The following is a 15487-nucleotide window of genomic DNA, read 5'->3' as shown; positions in this document are numbered from 1 at the left end:
TCCCATGTTGATGGACGCGCTTTTCCTGCAATTGGGCTACAACGCCACGCTGGTCTCCCTTGGGGCGGCCCTTTTGGGCGGCGCCGCTGGGATTACCGGCACCTTCCTGTTCCTGCGCAAACGGGCGCTGGTCAGCGATGCGGTCAGCCATGCAACCCTGCCCGGTGTTGCCATTGCCTTTTTGGTGATGGTGTTCCTGGGCGGTGACGGACGCAACCTGGCCGGGCTGCTGCTCGGGTCTGCCCTGTCGGCGGCGCTGGGCCTCTGGTGCATGAACTGGCTAACCCGCAACACCCGTCTGGCCGAGGATGCAGCCATCGGCGCAGTCCTGTCTGTATTCTTCGGGTTGGGGATCGTGCTGTTGACGGTGATCCAGACGCTGGGCGTGGGACGGCAGGCGGGGCTTGAGGGCTTCCTTCTGGGATCGACCGCCGGCATGCTGTTCAGCGATGCGATGATCATCGCCGCAGGCAGTGCAGCGGCCCTGCTGGTGATCCTCCTGACGCGGCGACCGATGATGATGGTGGCCTTCGATCCCGAATATGCCGCTGCGCGCGGCCTGCCGGTGCACCGCATCGACCTTTTGATGATGGGGCTCGTCATGGCTGTAACCGTGGTGGGGCTAAAGATCGTCGGCCTGATCCTGATCGTCGCCCTGCTGATCATCCCCGCCGTCACCGCCCGTTTCTGGACTGAGCGTTCGGATCGTGTCGTGGTCTATGCGGGGCTGGCAGGCGGTGCCTCTGCCTATGTCGGCGCGGCGATTTCCGCCTCGGCGCCCAACCTTCCGACCGGGCCGATCATCGTTCTGGTCAGTTTTGTGCTTTTTGCCCTGTCTCTGCTTTTCGCCCCCGGGCGCGGCGTGTTGGCGGCGGTGCTGCGTCACCTGCGGTTCCAGCGCCGGGTGCATCTGCGGCAGGGATTGCTGGCGCTGGCGCAGGAGCAACCGATCTACGAACCGCTGACCCTGCGGCTGTTGCGCCGCGCTGGATTGGTGCGCGCCGACGGAGTGGCCACCGACAAGGGACGCGCCCGCGCCGCCAAGGCCCTGCGCGATGAAAAACGCTGGGAACTGGTGCGCAGCGATCTGGCACATGAGGCCGCCGCTGCGCTCTATGACGGGCTGCGCGAGATCGAGACCGTGCTGACCCGCGATCAGATCAGCGAAATCGACCGCCGCATCGGCGGCCCGCAGGAGGTTCCCGCAGGATGATGGGCTCTGAATTCGTTCCCCTTTCGCTGACGCCGCTGCTGATCGGTACATTTGCCGCCGTGGCCTGCGCCCTGCCGGGCAATTTCCTGCTGCTGCGCCGTCAGGCCCTGATCGGGGATGCCATCAGCCATGTGGTGTTGCCGGGCATCGTGGTGGCCTTCCTGCTGACCGGAGCGATTGCGGCCGGGCCGATGCTGCTGGGCGCGGCGGGTGCAGCCGTCACCGCCGTCATCCTGATCGAGGCGGTGCGCCGTCTGGGCCGGATCGAGCCGGGCGCGGCCATGGGGGTGATCTTCACCACCATGTTTGCCGCCGGTGTGCTGCTGCTGGAACAGACCGATACCTCCACCGTGCATCTGGACGTGGAACATGCGCTTTATGGCAACCTCGAAAGTCTGATCTGGCTGGATGCTACCGGCTGGTCCTCTCTCTGGGATGCCGAGGCGCTGCGCTATCTGCCGCCGGAGTTGCCGCGCATGGGGCTGACACTGCTGGGCGTGGTGGCCTTCATCGCGCTGTTCTGGCGGGCGCTGAAAATCTCAACCTTCGACGAAGGCTTCGCCCGCACGCTGGGGATCCGCACCAATCTGCTGGGACTGGCGCTGGTGGTCACCGCTGCGGTGGCGGCGGTCGCCGCCTTTGATGCGGTGGGGTCGATCATCGTCATCGCCATGTTCATCTGCCCGCCTGCGGCCGCGCGGATGATGACCAACCGGCTGGAGGCGCAGGTCGGCTGGAGCGTCGTCTTTGCGGTGCTGTCGGCGGTGCTTGGCTATGTTCTGGCGGGCTATGGGCCGCTGTGGCTAGGCGGTACGGATGCGGTCAGCGCGGCGGGCATGATCGCTGCCGTCTCGGGCATGATCCTGGCGGTGACGGCCCGGTTCGGCCCTTGTCGCCGCCGCGCGGGGGCGCCTGCCGGAGGGTAATCCGCCGCTGCCTCGCGCGCTTTGCGGGTGGCAGAATCGAAGGGCTCCATGCTAAATTTTGCGGTATGAGCAGCCCAGACCCCCAAATCCGCGACAATTCCCGCCCCGTCATCCGGCAGCTGGAGGACAGCGCCATCAACCGGATCGCGGCGGGTGAGGTGATTGAACGCCCCGCTTCGGCCGTGAAGGAACTGGTGGAGAACGCCATCGACGCAGGCGCCACGCGGATCACGGTGGAGATTGCCGATGGCGGCAAGACCCTGATCCGGGTCACCGATGATGGCTGCGGCATGACGCCGGAGGATCTGCCGCTGGCCCTGTCGCGCCACGCCACCTCGAAGATCGACGGATCGGACCTGCTCAACATCCATACCTTCGGCTTCCGGGGCGAGGCACTGCCCAGCCTTGGCGCCGTAGGACGCCTCACGATCACCAGCCGCGCCGCAGGCAATGATGCGGCGCAGATCCGCGTTGCTGGCGGTGGCATGGAGCCGGTAAAACCCGCCGCCCTGCGCGCGGGCACCGTGGTCGAGCTGCGCGATCTGTTCTACGCCACCCCGGCGCGGCTGAAATTCATGCGCACTGACCGGGCCGAGGCGCAGGCGATCGGCGATGTGATCAAGCGCCTTGCCATGGCCGAACCCTCTGTTGGCTTCACCCTGCGGGATGTATCCGGCGGCGGCGAGGGGCGCGTCACCTTCCGCGCCGATCCCCTGTCTGGCGATCTGTTCGATGCGCTGCACGGGCGGCTCGGCTCGGTGCTGGGGCGAGAGTTTGCCGAAAACGCGCTAAAGATCGACGCCACCCGCGAAGGTTTGCGGCTTTATGGCTACGCGGCGCTGCCAACTTATTCCCGCGGCGCGGCGGTGGCGCAGTTCCTCTTTGTGAACACGCGTCCGGTGAAGGACAAGATGCTGACCGGCGCCCTGCGTGCGGCCTATTTCGATTTCCTCAGCCGGGACCGCCATCCGGTGGCGGCGCTGTTCATCGATTGCGATCCGACCCTGGTCGATGTGAACGTGCATCCCGCCAAATCTGAGGTCCGCTTCCGCGATCCCGGGCTTGCCCGAGGGCTGATCGTCTCAGCCCTACGGCACGCACTGGCCGAGGCTGGGCATCGCGCCTCCACCACCGTGGCCGGGGCGACGCTGGGCGCCATGCGCCCCGAACAGGCCACCCCGCAGTCGGCGCCACATGTCTACCAGATGGACCGCCCGTCGATGGGCGCCCGCACGGCGGCCTATAGCGCGCAGCGACCGGATTACGTGCCGGTGCCGCCCTATCAGCCCTCTCCGCCGCCGCAGAGCCAAGGCTTTGCCGAGATGCGCAGCGCCTTCAGCGGTCAGACCATCGAAGAGCCCGTGCAGCCCGCGGAACCGGGCATGCAGGAGGCGCAGTCCGAGGCCCTGCCATTGGGCGCAGCGCGCGGTCAGGTGCATGAGAACTACATCATCGCCCAGACTGCCGATGGCATGGTGATCGTCGATCAGCACGCCGCCCACGAGCGGCTGGTCTATGAAAAGCTGAAGCGTCAGATGGGTGAAAACGGTGTCGCGGCGCAGGCGCTGCTGATCCCGGAAATCGTCGAACTCTCCGACAATGACTGTGCCCGCTTGCTGGCGGTGGCGGATGAGCTGGGTAAATTTGGCCTTGGCATCGAGGCCTTTGGCGGCAATGCCGTGGCGGTGCGGGAAACCCCGGCAATCCTTGGCGAGGTCAACGCCGAGGCCATGGTGAAGGATATTCTGGACGAGTTGGACGATCAGGGCGAAAGCCAGCTGGTGCAGGCGCGGCTGGAGGCGATTCTGAGCCGGGTGGCCTGCCATGGTTCGATCCGTTCCGGGCGGCGGATGCGCGGCGAAGAGATGAATGCGCTGCTGCGGGAAATGGAGGCGACGCCCCATTCCGGCCAGTGCAACCATGGCCGCCCCACCTATGTGGAGCTGAAACTGGCGGATATCGAACGTCTTTTCGGACGCACGTGATGGACAGTATGGAGGAGGCCTTAGCAGCCATGGATCAGGTCGGGATGCTGGTCCTGATAGCGGGCGGCTTTGCGGCGCTGCTGATCCTGTTGCTGTTCCTCTCCATGCGCGCCTCGGCCCGCGCGGCCTCGGCGGTGGCGCCGATTGCGCAGCAGATGGAGTATCTGGGACAGTCCGTGCAGCAGCTGCGCGGCGGTTTGCAGCATGTGTCGGACATGCAGGCCAATGCGCAGGTGCAGATGGTGCAGACGGTTGAGGCACGGCTGACGGATGTGCAGCAGCATATGAACGATAGGCTGGCCGACAATGCTCTGCGCCAGGCCCGCGCCATGGCCGAGATGCAGGAACGCATGCAGGAAAGCCTGCACGGCAGCGCCAAACGCACGGTGACCTCTCTGACGCAGCTGCAGGAGCGGCTGGCGACCATCGACAAGGCGCAGGACAATATCACCAAACTGTCGGGCGATGTGCTGAGCCTGCAGGATATCCTGTCGAACAAGCAGACCCGGGGCGCCTTTGGGGAGATCCAGCTGAACGATATCGTCTCAAAGGCGCTGCCTGCGGATGCCTATACGCTGCAGGCGACGCTGAGCAACGGCAAGCGGGCCGATTGCCTGGTGCATCTGCCGAACCCGCCGGGGCCGATCGTGATCGACAGCAAATTCCCGCTGGAACCCTACGAGGCGCTGCGCCGTGCCGAAACCCAGGATGAGCTGGCCTATGCGGCGCGGCAGATGAAAACGGCCTTGCGGGCGCATATCCGGGCGATATCCGAGAAGTACATCATTGAGGGCGAAACCGCCGATGGTGCGATCCTGTTCCTGCCTTCCGAAGCGGTCTATGCCGAGCTGCACGCCAATTTCACCGGCGTGGTGCGCGAAGGGTTTGCGGCGAAGGTCTGGATCGTCTCGCCCACCACCTGCATGGCGACGCTGAACACCATGCGCGCGATCCTGAAGGACGCTCGCATGCGCGAACAGGCGGGGGCCATCCGCAGTGAGCTGGGCCTCTTGCACCGCGATGTGGAACGGCTGGGAGAGCGCGTCGTCAATCTGGACCGGCATTTTGCGCAAGCGGCCAAGGACGTCGCCGAGATCAAGATCAGCGCCGATAAGGCCGGGCGCCGGGCGCAGCGTCTCGACAACTTCGACTTTGAAGAGATCGACCAGGGGGCGGATCCAACCGGGACCGTGGTCCCGCTGGAGCATCCAGAGAGATGAGGGGCAGCGCAGCGGACCGGGAGTTGTGGCGGCAGGCTGAGGTGGAGGCCGAGCGCGTCGTCTCAGTTCTGCGGATCGGGGTGTCGCTGGGGCTGTTGCTGATCTTCTTTCTCACCGTCTGGGACAATGTTGAAACGGTGGAAAGCTACCTGCGCCGGCAATGGCTCTTTGCGCTGGCAACCATGTTTTCCTACCTGCTGCTGGGACTGTTCACCCTATGGCGCGCGCGCCGGGGGATGTTTCGCGGCTGGATGGTCTGGACCGGCGTGACCTTGGACTGCGCCTTCCTTCTGGTGAATGCCTGGGTGGGGCTTGAGAATACATCCCTGCCGGGGGGCGTGACCTTCCTGCTGCCACCGATCTGGCTGGTGCCGGGGGTGCTGGCCTTTGCGGTTCTGCGGTTCAACCCGTATCTGCAAGCTTATACGGTGCTTCTGATCGTCACGGGTCTGTCCCTGATGGTCTTCTGGCAGCCCGAACAGGTGCCGGTGCAGGCAGCGGAGCGGGCACTGTTCCTGTTGTCCTTACCCCCTAATATCATCCGCATTTCCATGATTGCCTTGGCCGGCATTGTTCTTGTCGTGGCCGCCTACCGGATGCGTGGGCTTTTGCACCGCTCGATCACCGAGGCACAGGCGCGCACCAATCTGACCCGCTACCTGCCCGCCCAGTTGGCCGGGCGCCTGGCGGGCGGCGGGCTGGAGGAGTTGCGACAGGGGCAGCGGCAGCAGATGGCGGTCCTGTTCATCGACATCCGCAGGTTCACCAGCTGGTCCGAGGGGCGCGATCCGCAGGAGGTCAGCGCCTATATCACCGAATTCCGCCGCCGGGTGCAGCGGGCTGCGGCGTGCAGCAACGGCTTGATCGACAAATACATCGGCGATGCCGCGATGATCCTGTTCGAAGGTGAGGACGGGGCGCAGCGAGCGCTCGATTGCGCCGGGGCGCTGGATGACGAACTGCAGCGCTGGACGGCCTTGCGTCTGGAGGCGGGGGAAGGGCCTGTCGAGGCGGGGATCGGCCTGCACTGGGGCGAGGTCTTCTCCGGCGTGGTCGGCAATGCCGAGCGTTTGGAATACAGCGTCTTTGGCGATACAGTGAATATCGCGGCGCGGCTGGAACAGCTGACACGGCAGGCAGAGGCCCGGATCATCGCCTCTGCCGCCCTGTTTGACGCAGCTGGAGCAAAGCCCGCGCGCGACGGCTGGATTGCCCTGACACCGGTGCATCTGCGCGGGCGCAGCAGCGGGCTCGACATCTTCGGATGGGGGCAAGGCGGCTTTGCCCCAGATCAAAGACCCGGAGAGGACACTGCTGTCTGATACCGGGAGAACCGCGAACAGCAGGAGACGAACGATGTTGGAGATTTCCGCCCGCAAGGTCGCCCAGGTGGCGATGATGGCCCGGGAACTGGACCGGGCCGAAGGGGAGCTGCGCGCCTTTATCGACCGGATGAGCGTCGATGAGCAGGCCGAGCTGACCGCAATCATGTGGATCGGTCGCGGCAGTTTCGAGGCGGAAGAGCTGTCAGAGGCGCTTGCGACGGCCCGCAGCGAAGCCACCACCCCGACCGCCGATTACCTTATCGGAACGCCGCATCTGGCCGACAATATCGAGGCCGGGCTTGAGGCCATCGGTGTGGATGTCGGGGATATAGAAGACGATGTGATCGGTCGCTGAAGGGCGCCTCACAACAAATAAAGACCCGCCTGAGCGGGTCTTTTGTGTTGGCAGAGCTGTTTGGTTCAGCCTGCGTGGTCGATGATTTCCAGATGCTGGGCCAGCTTGCCGATCTCGCCCATCCATTTTTCGATCAGCTTGGGATCGCTGGGGGCGGCGTGTACGCCAGCCGGGATCTGGCGGTTCATCACGGCCTCGATGGCAAAGCTGACCGGATAGGACACAAGGCGCGCCATGGCGGTACCGCGCTCGTCGCCCCAGGCATCCATCACATAGGTCTTGTGCCAAACGACCTTGCCGTCCTTTTCCGCCTTCAGGCTGACGCAGAGCACGACCCGGTCCGCTTCGCCTTCGTCATAGGCGTTTTCGTCCCAGAACTGGTCGGACATCTCTTTCAGGCGGGCATCGCCTGCTTCGCCTTCCAGGGTCTCTACTTCCTTGAAGACATCGGCCCAGGCCTCGGACCAGCCGTTGAGGCGCAGGGTGCCGCGCACGAATTCCTTCACCGGCCAGGCCTCTTCGAACTCGTATTGCGCCATGAAGGGCAGCGAGTCGCGGTTCGGGTAGACCTCAAAGCTTTCCGGGGTGGGCAGCGGCGCGTCATAGCTGCTGATCGCATCCCATGGCCGGTCCACGCGCAGCTCGGAATAATCCCGCACCGACCGCGAGGGTGAACGCAGCGCCTTCAGCACGCCGAGCGGTGACCAGCTGAATTTATAGCGGAACGGGTTCGGGGTCTTCGGAATGCCACCGCAGTAAGAGATAAAGCTGATGTGGTTCTCGGCATCATAGGCGTCCGATGCCTTGTAATCCTGCACAAGCGCGTGGGCCATCAGGTGGTCGATGCCGGGATCAAGGCCGACCTCGTTCACCAGGGCCACGCCTGCTTCGCGCGCCTTGTCATCCAGCGCGCGCATTTCCGGCGCAATGTAGGAGGAGGACACGAAATGGGCGCCTTTGGAGATCGCCAGTTCGGCCAGCTCCACGTGCCAGTCGCCGGGCAGCATGGAGACAACAACGTCCTCCGGGCTCAGCATCTGGGCCAGGTTGGCGATGGAAAAGGCGTGAATGTTGGTGGTCAGATCGCCCACCGCTTCGCGCGCCTTTTCGGGGGTGCGGTTCCACACCGCAACGTCATGGCCCGCCTCCAGAAGGCGGCGCAGGCCGGGGATGGCCGACAGGCCGGTTCCGCACCAGTGGATGGTCATGAGTGGTACTCCCTTATTTGTATTTCAGTTTGGCCAGAACGATGCTGATCACGATCAGCAAGGCACAGAAGTTGGCCAGGATCAAAGGCATGTCGCCCACCATAAGCCCGTAGATGAGCCAGAGCGAGACGGTGAGAAGAAACATCAGGTTGGCCGCCAGCGACAAGCCCGAGGTGTCCCGCGTGCTCCAGGCGCGCCAAGCCTGGGGGATCCAGCAGATCGTGCCCATCGTGCCGGCCAGATATCCGATGTACAGTTCCATCAGTTGCCCATGTTTTCGTCAAAGGTTGCTTTGGCCCGGCCCCAGACACCGCTGCCGAGATCGCCCAGCGTCAGAAGCGAGGGCAAAAGCTGCTCGGCGTAATCGACCGAGCTTTCGGCGGGCAGCATTGAGGGCAGGTTGTCGATGGCCATCACGTCCAGAACCGGGTCCTTGGCCACGCGCAGGGCAGGGGCATCCCAGGTGGTGGCGCGGTCATAGACCGGCACCGGGTTGTAATCGCTGTCCGGATCGCAAGCGACATCGCCGATGGCGGTCAGCTTGCGCGGCTCGGTCAGGGCAGATTGCGGTACAAACACAGGCGTGCCGGGGCGCGCAAAGATGCAGTTGAGGAACAGATCGTGCTCCAGGATTTCCGGGAAGGGGCCGCCATTGGCGGTTTCCGCCATGTCCCATTTGGTAACGATGACGCCCATGGTCTCTAGCAGATCCGCCGCGCCAGTGCCAACACGCCCGAGGGCTCCAATCACGATGGCGGTGGGGCGGGGGGCTTTCAGCGCGAACAGCTCGGAGGACAGATCGGCAATCAGCGAATCCTTGTCTTTGAAGACACCAACCGGGCCACAGATTTCGCCGCGCTGCTGGGCGGCCCAGCATTTCAACGTCACCGCCGCGCCTGCATAGCCGGCCCAATAGCCAAAGGCCGCAACCCGTCGGCCGCTTTCGTCCACCAGATATTCCAGGTCATAAAGCGTGCCGCCACCCTGGCGGAACCGCTCCAGCAACGCCTTGCCCGAGTGCTGACCCTTGAAGGCATGGCCGAACATGATGTGGCGGTGCGGCAAAGGCGTTCCGTCCTCGGGCAGTTCTTTCAGGCCAAAGATGATTGCCTCTGCCGGGGCCGTGGGCCAGCTGTTTTCGGCGGCGATATCGCAACCCGCATCCACATAGCCCTGCAAGGGGATCGCCCGGACCGAGCTTTTCTCGACCGTGACCTTGATGCCTGCATCGATCAGCGCCTTGGCGCCTTCGGGGGTCAGCCCGACCCGTTCTTCATTCGGGCGCTGCTCTGCCCGTACCCAGAGATGAGTCATTCTCTTGTCGTCCTTCACTCAAATATCAAAGCATGCCCTTGGCGCGGACTGCGCGCACTGAGGGGCGCTGATCCATGGTGGCCATGAAATCCCGGATCTTGGGATAATCCGCAACCGAAACCCCGTCCCCTTCGAGCCAGCTGCACACCACAAACAGATAGCAATCGGCGATACTGATCTCATCACCCAGCACAAAGGGCCCTTTAAGGCCGTTTTCGCTGATGTAGGCGGCAGAGGCGGCCATGGTTTCTGGCACTTTCGCTGTCATGTCCTCAAACGAGGATTGCTGACTGGCCCAACGGCTGCCGCGCATCTTGTGGGCATGGTTCACGTGCATGGTCGAGGCAAGGTAGTACATCACCTCGCGCATGCGGGCCTTCAGAACCGGGTCTTCGGGGCGCAGGCCTGCGTCGGGTGCAAGATCGGCGATGTAGTCCAGCAGCGCACCGGTTTCGGTCAGGATGCCGCCCTCGACCGCCAGCGCAGGTACGCGGCCCTTGGGATTGATCTGCCCATAGGCGGGTCTTGTCTGCTCGGCGCTGGCAAAATCCACCTTGACCGCCTCATAGGTGATACCGGCTTCCTCAAGCGCGATGGCCACTGCAATCGAGATCGTGCCGGGAGCATAATAAAGCTGCATCTGTTTCGTCCTTCAATTCTGTCGCGGGCGGTCTGCCCCATGGTCAAATCGTGGTCAAACCCGCGGTCAAAGATGGGTCTGTGCAAAATGGCGGTCGGGTGTTTCCAGATGGGGTACCGCGTTGAACAGTACCGGCGACCAGTGCCCGCCAATGGGGAACAGACGGTGCATCGAGGTATTCATGATCGCGAGCGCCATCCGGGCCATGCCGGTGATTTCGAGCATCATCGCCTGACGCATCGCCATGGAGATCAGCCCGCCCGAGGTCACCACCAATGCCGGACCTTCTCCCGCCGCGATTTCGGACAGAGCCGCTTGTGTGCGGGTTTCAAAATCGCTCCAGCTTTCGGGGGCATCATCGATTTCGCCTTCTGCCCAGGCGGCCAGCACCTGCGGCAGGTGGGCAATGAAGCCTTCGCGTTCCTGCGGGATGGCCAGCCCGTGCTGTTTCTCCATCGCCTGGGCGAGGGTGAAATACTCCATCTCGTTGAGACGGGGATCCTGCACCACCTCTTCGGTATATCCCATGCCCGCAGCGGTTTCGATGTGCCGGGTCAGGGTGCCGCAATAGATACGGGGGTGGCTGGCGCCGCTGGCGCGCAGATGCTCACCCAGCCAGGCCGCCTGCTGATGGCCCAGATCGCTGAGCCGGTCATAGCTGTGCTCGTCGCGGGCCTCGGTGTTTGCCTGCCCGTGGCGGATCAGCGTGATATGAGACATCGCTTCCGTTCCTCTGATCTTTGGCCTGACTCTTAGGTGAGCAGCCCGCGACATGGAAGGAAGGTTTCAGGGATGGCGTGAAATTTACCGGGTGCCGATTTGGCACGCGTGAAAAAAATGCAGGAACGACGTTCCGGAAAAAGGTTAACAAAATGTGGACATAACGCAAATGATGGAAGATGTAGGTTAACACCCGTTGGAACTGACGGGCCGTACACAAGACCGTGACCAAGGGAGAACCCGGAATGAAAATCAACTCCCAGAGATTCTTGGCGGATCTGCATACGCTGCGCTCGTTCGGGGCCTCCGGGGTCGGGAAAGGTGTGGTTCGTCCGGCCTATACCGCGGTGGACATCGCCGCGCGCCGCTGGCTGGCGAGCCGCATGCAGGAAGCGGGGCTTGAGGTTCGGTTTGACCGGCTTGGCAATCTTTTTGGCATTGCCGGAGAGAAATCCCTGCTGATCGGTTCGCACAGCGACAGCCAGCCCGAAGGCGGGTGGCTCGACGGGGCGCTGGGCGTCATTGCCGGCTTGGAAATCGCCCGCGCCAGCAAAGAGGCCGGAGGGCCGCCGATTTCCGTTGTCAGCTTTCAGGATGAAGAGGGGCGTTTCGGTGTTCTAACCGGATCGGACGTCTGGACCGGGCGGCTGTCGATGGCGGATGCGGATCAGCAGACCGATAACGAGGGGCAGACGCTGCGGGCCGCGCGGCAGCGGATGAAAGAAGGGACGGAAAAACCCGTGCCGACGGATCTGTTCACCGGCTTTCTGGAAATGCATATCGAACAGGGGCCTACCCTGGACACCACCGGCGAAAAGATCGGTGTTGTCACCAATATCGTTGGCATCCGGGATATGCGGATCACCTTTACCGGTCGTCAGAACCATGCGGGCACGACGCCGATGCATCTGCGGCAGGATGCTTTTCAGGCGCTTTCGGCCTTTAACACCCGCCTGAATGAACGGTTTGCCGAGATCGTCACCCCGGCAACCGTCTGGACCCTTGGCCATGTGGCGCTGCACCCCAATGCGTCTTCGGTGGTGCCAGGCAGGGTGACCTTCTCCATGCAGTGGCGCGATGCAGAGGCCGCGCGTCTGTTGGAGATGGAACAGATCATCCGCCAGACCTGTGACGAGATCGCAGCGGAACGCGACGTGGAGGTGGAGATGGGACCGGTGATGGGCATCGAACCCGTTGCCATGGATGACCGCATTCAGGCGGCCCTGCGCACGGCGGCCGAAGATCTGGCGCCGCAGCAATGGCGTGACATGCCGTCGGGGGCGCTGCACGATGCGGCCAATGTGGCGCGGGTCATGCCAACCGGGATGCTCTTTGTACCGTCAATCGGCGGCATCAGCCACGCCTTTGACGAGGACACGGACGAAGCCGATCTGACGCTGGGGCTGGAAGTTTTGGCCCAGGCGGCCGCGACCCTGTGAACAGAAATTAAATACAGAAACCGGCGGCCTACGGGTCGCCGGAGCGTGCTGCGTGATCAGTCGGCGGTGGCCTGCGATGCCAGTCCGTCGCGGTTATAGCCGCGTTTGATCATGCGGTTGCGGTGGCTGTCAGCGGCAACCGACGCCTCGCGCAGGTTGCCATAGATGTTGATCACGCTTTGCCCATCGCGCCCTGCGACGCCCCATTCCCGAAGGACAGAGACCTCGGAAAACAGGTTCATCGCCAGTTCGATCCGGTAAAACCGGGAGGGCCGGGATGGTGTTTCACGATAGAGAAGACAGGTAGCCATGAGGCGATTCTAATCGCGGTGATTCGGGTCGGCAAGAGAAAGGATGGTGAACCCGCACGGGCCGGGATCACTTTTGCACGGCTGGTTTGTTCCGGGCATCCTGGCGCCCGATGCCGACAGCCGATGATCAGCCTCAGAGCCAGTTCACATCGCCGAGGAAAATATAGCCTGCGCCGTAGATGGTCTTGATCAGTCGGGGGTTCTTGGGATCTTCGCGCAATTTGGTGCGCAGGCGTGACACACGCACATCCATGGCCCGGTCGAAACTGTCCCCGGCTGCCCCGCCAAGCGCCTCTTGCATCTGGGCGCGGGAGATCAGCCTTTTGGGACTGTCCAGAAACAGCCGCAGCACTTCGCCCTCGGCATGGGAAAAGGGCGTCTCGCCGCCGGTTTCATCCTCCAGAACGTAGCGGTCGAAATGGGCCGTCCAGCCAGAGAACTGCGCCGAATTCCCGCTTTGCACCTGGGCACGGGGGCCACCGCGCAGACGGGCGCGGATGCGGGCGACGACTTCGGTGGGGTCAAAGGGTTTGGTGATGTAATCATCGGCGCCCAGCTCCAGCCCGGTCACCCGGTCCTGCACCTGCGCGCGGCCGGAAATGATGATCACTGCCGCCCCCTGTTCCAGCGCCAGCCGGTGCACAAGTGTCAGCCCATCGGTGTCGGGCAGCGACAGATCAACGAGGCAGACATCTGGCGTCACCCGTTTCAAGGAAGCTTCGAATTCGCGGGCCCGGGAAAAACTCTGGGTGCGGAAACCGGCCTCTTCCAGGGTCTCGGTCAGGATCCGGCGGATTTCGGGTTCATCGTCCAGAATGGTGACAAGAGGCGCGGTCATGAAGGGGTCTCCGGTGTGATCAGCGCCGACAGCTGCTGCGTGGTAAAGGGTTTTTGCAGAACAGGCCCGCGTTTCAAAGCCTCCCGATGCATGGCATCGCCCGGGGGCAGCGACGTCATCAGGATGCAGGGCAGGGAGGATCCGGCCAGCCGGTCGACCAGATCGATCCCGGTGGCCTCACCCTCCAGCCGGATGTCGGACAGCACCAGCGCCATGTCCGGAATGTCAGCGGTCAGGGCCGAGGCTTCGTCTACGCTGGTGGCCTCGATCACGGAATAGCCAAGGTCGATCAGCATGTCGCGAAAGGTGGCGCGCAGGCTTTCGCTGTCTTCGACGAGCAGCGCGATCCCGCCCGAGGCATCCGGCGCCAGCCGGTAGGGCAGGCGCAGGGTGACGCTGGCGCCCGAGACCGTATTGGCGATACGCATGTCGCCGCCTGTGGATTTCGCCATGTCATAAACGGTCGGCAGACCCAAGCCCGAGCCTTCGCTGCCCTTGGTGGTGAAAAACGGGTTCAGCGCCTGTTTCAGCGCCTCGGGGGAAAAGCCGGGACCAGTGTCGCTGACGCTGATTTCCAGCCAGGTTTCCCCGACCGCATGGACGCTGACGGTGATCTGCCCGGTGGTGCCGCAGGCGTCGCGGGCGTTGAAAATAAGGTTCAGCAGCGCGTCCTGCAATTTGCCCGCATCCAGCAGCAGCATCACGTCGGGCGTATTGTCGAGAATGCTGAGGCCGATGCCCTGCGGCAGCGAGGGCGAGGCGAGGATCTTCAGTTCGTTGAGCAGCACATGCATGTCGGTGGCCTGCGGGCGCAGGGTGCGCTGACCTGTCATTTCCCCGATGCGGTTCAGAAGCCGCCCACCCCGCCGTGCCGCCGAAAGGGTGCCCTGGATTAGCTCATCCGCTTCGGGGGGCAGATCCATCTTGGCCAGTTTGCCCTGCATGCCGAGGATGATGGTCAGAAGGTTCGAGAAGTCATGCGCAAGGCCGGAGGTCATCTGCGCCGCCATTTCGCGGCGGCGGGCCTGTTGCAGGGCGACGCGGGCCTGGGTTTCCTCAGTCACATCCATCGACAGGATAAAAACGCCGCCGCTGTTGTCCGGGGTAAAGGCGACGCGGATGCGGCGGCTGCCGTGTTCCTCGGTAAACTCAAAAACTGGGCTGCCACCTTTGTAGGCGGCCATCAGATGCGGTTCGATCCGGGCAAAAGCAGATGGCCCCAGCGCATCCGAGATATGCATCCCCAGAATGTCAGAGGGACGGCCCGGAAAGACCGAGCTGAGCCGCCGGTTGGTGAAGGTGTAATAGCCTTCGCCATCCACGTGGGCGATATGGGCCGGCATCATTTCCGTCGTCAGACGGGTGCGGGCCTCGATCTCGGTGAGCTGGCGTTTGGCCTCTTCCAAGGCGCTGTTGGTGGCGGCCAGTTCGCGGTTCGCTGCCGACAGTTCTTCGGTATGCGCGATCAGACGGTCCGACATTTCCTCGGACCGGGCCCGCAGCAACAGTTCGACCCGTTTTGTCCGGGTGATATCGGTATAGACCGACACCCAGCCCCCCTGCGAAAGTGGTGCCCCTTCGATCGAGATCACCTGCCCGTTGGCGCGGGTGCGTTCCAGATAATGTGGAACAAAGGCAAGCGCTTGTTCGACGCGGGAGTCGACAAATTCGTCGATATCCTCGATCGGACCGTATTCGCCGCTTTCGGCGATATACCGGATGGTTTCGTCAAAGCGCGCGCCGGGGGTTACCAGCCTGTCCGGTAGGGCGAACATCTCCTTGAACCGACGATTACAGACTGCCAGCCGCAGATCGCTATCGTAGATCGACAGCGCCTGAGCGATCAGGTTGAGCCCGGCGGTCGTCATAGCGGCGCGTTGTTTGTCTGACTGTTTCATATGTTCTCCCGCGCTATGGCTACCACTGTGCGGCGGCGCGGCAAAGAGGTGGTCTGCTGCGGCGTGAGGGCGCGTGGCGCATTTTGCGGGTCTCG

Annotated in this window: 15 protein-coding genes; 7 read left to right on the top strand and 8 right to left on the bottom strand. The window is 63.5% G+C overall.

The annotated features are described in order from the left end of the window. The first annotated feature begins 4 nt into the window (after positions 1-4). From SM766_RS08990 to SM766_RS08965, 6 genes are all read left to right on the top strand, one after another. Complete coding sequence (locus SM766_RS08990) at positions 5-1213, top strand: metal ABC transporter permease (RefSeq protein ID WP_368947568.1); 1209 nt, start codon at positions 5-7, stop codon at positions 1211-1213. After that, positions 1210-2139, top strand: a complete 930-nt coding sequence (locus tag SM766_RS08985; RefSeq protein ID WP_274829836.1) for a metal ABC transporter permease — start codon at positions 1210-1212, stop codon at positions 2137-2139. Before SM766_RS08990 ends, SM766_RS08985 begins: the two co-directional genes overlap by 4 nt. A 65-nt stretch (positions 2140-2204) precedes the next feature. Then, complete coding sequence (mutL, locus tag SM766_RS08980; protein WP_368947567.1) at positions 2205-4124, top strand: DNA mismatch repair endonuclease MutL; 1920 nt, start codon at positions 2205-2207, stop codon at positions 4122-4124. Beyond that, complete coding sequence (locus SM766_RS08975) at positions 4124-5344, top strand: DNA recombination protein RmuC (RefSeq protein ID WP_368947566.1); 1221 nt, start codon at positions 4124-4126, stop codon at positions 5342-5344. The genes mutL and SM766_RS08975 overlap by 1 nt, the downstream gene beginning before the upstream one ends. Then, positions 5341-6666: an adenylate/guanylate cyclase domain-containing protein gene (locus SM766_RS08970; protein ID WP_368947565.1), complete on the top strand. Its 1326-nt coding sequence runs from the start codon at positions 5341-5343 to the stop codon at positions 6664-6666. The genes SM766_RS08975 and SM766_RS08970 overlap by 4 nt, the downstream gene beginning before the upstream one ends. Before the next feature lie 34 nt (positions 6667-6700). Beyond that, entirely contained in the window at positions 6701-7024 is a 324-nt protein-coding gene (locus SM766_RS08965; RefSeq protein WP_065271795.1) for a DUF3775 domain-containing protein, read from the top strand. Positions 7025-7089: 65 nt separating this feature from the next. On the opposite strand, the gene SM766_RS08960 is transcribed toward SM766_RS08965, so the two are convergent. The 5 genes from SM766_RS08960 to SM766_RS08940 all read right to left on the bottom strand — a co-directional run bounded on the left by SM766_RS08960 (position 7090) and on the right by SM766_RS08940 (position 10906). Beyond that, positions 7090-8232, bottom strand: a complete 1143-nt coding sequence (locus tag SM766_RS08960; protein ID WP_368947564.1) for a saccharopine dehydrogenase family protein — start codon at positions 8230-8232, stop codon at positions 7090-7092. Positions 8233-8245: 13 nt separating this feature from the next. After that, entirely contained in the window at positions 8246-8494 is a 249-nt protein-coding gene (locus tag SM766_RS08955) for a SemiSWEET family sugar transporter (protein WP_065271793.1), read from the bottom strand. After that, positions 8494-9546 carry a saccharopine dehydrogenase gene (locus tag SM766_RS08950; protein WP_065271792.1) on the bottom strand — a complete coding sequence of 351 codons (1053 nt, stop codon included), beginning with the start codon at positions 9544-9546 and terminating at the stop codon, positions 8494-8496. Before SM766_RS08950 ends, SM766_RS08955 begins: the two co-directional genes overlap by 1 nt. 25 nt (positions 9547-9571) lie before the next feature. Then, positions 9572-10186, bottom strand: a complete 615-nt coding sequence (locus SM766_RS08945; RefSeq protein WP_368947563.1) for a glutathione S-transferase family protein — start codon at positions 10184-10186, stop codon at positions 9572-9574. 66 nt (positions 10187-10252) lie between these two features. Further along, positions 10253-10906: a histidine phosphatase family protein gene (locus SM766_RS08940; protein WP_065271790.1), complete on the bottom strand. Its 654-nt coding sequence runs from the start codon at positions 10904-10906 to the stop codon at positions 10253-10255. A gap of 245 nt (positions 10907-11151) precedes the next feature. Here SM766_RS08940 and SM766_RS08935 point away from each other — a divergent pair, with 245 nt between their 5' ends. After that, positions 11152-12345: a hydantoinase/carbamoylase family amidase gene (locus tag SM766_RS08935; RefSeq protein WP_368947562.1), complete on the top strand. Its 1194-nt coding sequence runs from the start codon at positions 11152-11154 to the stop codon at positions 12343-12345. Positions 12346-12401: 56 nt separating this feature from the next. Here the strand turns inward: SM766_RS08935 and SM766_RS08930 are convergent, their stop codons facing one another. The 3 genes from SM766_RS08930 to SM766_RS08920 all read right to left on the bottom strand — a co-directional run bounded on the left by SM766_RS08930 (position 12402) and on the right by SM766_RS08920 (position 15392). Continuing rightward, positions 12402-12656: a WGR domain-containing protein gene (locus tag SM766_RS08930; RefSeq protein WP_368947561.1), complete on the bottom strand. Its 255-nt coding sequence runs from the start codon at positions 12654-12656 to the stop codon at positions 12402-12404. 133 nt (positions 12657-12789) lie between these two features. Beyond that, entirely contained in the window at positions 12790-13494 is a 705-nt protein-coding gene (locus SM766_RS08925; protein ID WP_065271788.1) for a response regulator transcription factor, read from the bottom strand. Beyond that, positions 13491-15392: a hybrid sensor histidine kinase/response regulator gene (locus SM766_RS08920; RefSeq protein ID WP_274833040.1), complete on the bottom strand. Its 1902-nt coding sequence runs from the start codon at positions 15390-15392 to the stop codon at positions 13491-13493. Before SM766_RS08920 ends, SM766_RS08925 begins: the two co-directional genes overlap by 4 nt. Between the last annotated feature and the right edge of the window lie 95 nt (positions 15393-15487).

The sequence above is a fragment of the Pseudophaeobacter sp. A-200-2 genome (assembly GCF_041008815.1).
In the GTDB taxonomy this organism is placed as follows: Bacteria; Pseudomonadota; Alphaproteobacteria; order Rhodobacterales; family Rhodobacteraceae; genus Phycobacter; species Phycobacter gallaeciensis_A.
Note: the sequence above shows the minus strand (reverse complement) of the source record. Positions and strands in the feature narration are given on the sequence as shown.